This window comes from uncultured Microscilla sp., assembly GCF_947493425.1.
In the GTDB taxonomy this organism is placed as follows: domain Bacteria; phylum Bacteroidota; class Bacteroidia; order Cytophagales; family Microscillaceae; genus Microscilla.
This window is the reverse complement of sequence record NZ_CANLRP010000362.1, coordinates 1-2,241: the sequence shown is the minus strand read 5'-3', so window position 1 is coordinate 2,241 and position 2,241 is coordinate 1. Positions and strand designations below refer to the sequence as shown.

The 2,241-nt window shown below is 43.5% G+C and carries 2 protein-coding genes; both read right to left on the bottom strand.

What is annotated here, in order from left to right; translation table 11 throughout:
* Positions 1-248 (bottom strand): DnaB-like helicase N-terminal domain-containing protein (locus tag Q0954_RS33715; protein ID WP_299466413.1); only part of this gene is annotated, 248 nt, incomplete at its 3' end.
* Positions 235-1,521, bottom strand: a complete 1,287-nt coding sequence (locus Q0954_RS33710; protein WP_299466410.1) for a hypothetical protein — start codon at positions 1,519-1,521, stop codon at positions 235-237. The genes Q0954_RS33710 and Q0954_RS33715, both read right to left, overlap by 14 nt.
* Positions 1,522-2,241: the final 720 nt, after the last annotated feature.

Here is a 2,241-nt window from a genome sequence, read left to right as displayed (position 1 = left end):
TTGCCTGTGGCTCGCAACTGATGACTCAAAGTAACCAGATCGGGACTTTCGCCAGCGGCATATAACTGAAACATGGCTTCATAAATTACCTGATGTTCGGTTCGGTAAAATGATTCCACTTCTAAAATATCAATGACCTCTACCATTGTCACGGGTTCATTGATGAGGGTACCCAATAAGGCTTGTTCAGTAAATACATCCTGGGGCATTTTCACCTCTTGTTTTTCCATTAAGCTATTTTGGGTCATTGGATGCGTTGTTTTTCTTGTTGGCTTCGTAATGTTGGGCACGTTGTTTCAGTTTGGCCTCTTGTTCTGGTGATAGTGGTTCAAAAGCTGTCCGGGCTACTTGTGCTCCTGCTCCTTCTGAAGGGGTTTGGGAGGCTATTTTCTTCAGTTTAGTAGCATAGTCCCGGTTCAGCCCCTGGTCAAGAAAAGCATCAGCGGTTTGAAACTTGGGGATCGGAAACGGGCTGGCTACGTGATATTTCAGGTAGTCCCGCAGTTGTTTTGTCATAAACGCTACCGAATAGCTATACTGCTCATATCTCTCAAAAAGCTTTTTATGAAGGCGTTCCCGCTCTTCCCGCAAGTCCAGATGGTCAAACTCCTTCAGGAGTTGGTCAATCAAGGGTTGCACCGTCTGCCCAAATTCGGCTCTTATTTTCTGCCGGGAAGCCGAAGGTGGATCAAAGCCTGGGCTGACGCTTTCCGGCGCTTCATTCAAGGCTTGAGTACCCGTATGATCCGCACCCCCTCCCGAAGAAGAAGAAAGAGAAAAATGGTGGGGAGGGTTGTTTTCTTTTGGTTCTTTTTCTTTGGTTTCTTCTGTAGTATTATTCAGAGTGTTTTTTGTATTACCTGAAGGTTGCGACTCTTTAGAGCATTTTTGTGAACACTTTTTATTCGTTGGTAAAGCAGCCTGGTCTGGGTCAGTGTCAAGGTCAGCCGCCAAATCCGCCAGTAAACAAGCTTCTTCCTCAGAGCAGACCACTTCTCCCTGAGCGGTGATTTTCATTGAACAGGTATGGTTTTCGTGCTCCGGGGCAAGTTGTTCCCGGCGAGCTGCAATTTGCTCAGAATGCATGGCTCGGAAAATAGTCAGCTCCTTGCTTTGTGGCAGGGCTTCCAGGCTTTGGTCGACCAACGCGTGATTGCGGAAATAGTAGGTTTTGTTGTTTTGCTTTCGGTCGATGTAGGCACAATAAAGCTTGCCTTGAAATTTGTCACCTTCGGCCTGATTATAAGCTGTTTTAGAGGCATAGGTGATGCCAATGCGTTGCCAGGCACCTTTATACTCTTTAAATGAAAAGTTTAAGGTTTCGACCCAGCTATCTCCTTTGCGGTATTCAGGATGACCGGAAGGCTGACTGAATTTATAAAACCCACGGGGGCGGCAGATAAAATAGTAGTCAAGTTGTTGCATCAGGATGGCAGCATTGATGCTTCCGGTTAAATCACGTAATTCTTTCACGTAAGGAATACACTGAGGAAAGAGTTTTAAGATTTTAGTCTTTTTCATAAGTAACAGCTGTTATCGCCTTTGTTTGAATAAAAAATGATTTCAGGCTGCTATCAAAGAATATTCTCAGAGACTTGCCACATTCTTTTGAGCAAATGGTAGATTTGAAGGATGCTATAGTAGTCTGGCGGGAAATAATAAAATAAGGGGCATAAAAAAACGTGATAAGTGGGTGAAATGAGTAGTCCAAAGGGGAAGGCTTATAGTAGCGGAAAGCTTCAAAATTGAAAAGCTTTTCTTTGGTGAGTATTTGTTAAGGCAACTAACTGGGTAACCCGGACTTACCCCTGTTACGCTCGTAGAGCCGCAACACGCGTCAAAGAAAAGCGAGTGGAGGGGAAGGTAGCCTGTTTTACAGATCGCAAGCTATACCCTGCTAAAAATGCTTATTTTAGATTCTTGCTTTTTGAATGTAAACACGATAAGCAAACAAACAACACCTGATAATCCACACGGTGGTGGTCGTATAACTTCTACTGCTGATACTCATAAACGTGGAGGTCGCAAGTTGTTGACCTGGCATTTCCCAACACTCCATTCAAGCCTTGCAATACTTGCCTAATCGGAATATTTCCTTGAAAAGAAAAAAAAGAGAAAGAGAAAAATAGTCAGGCTGTCCGTTTTCTTTTTGTTCTTTTTCTTTTGTAGTAGTCTTTTGGGTATTCTTATGTATTGTCTAAAGGGAACAACTCTTTTATGCATTCTTGTGGACGCTTTTTA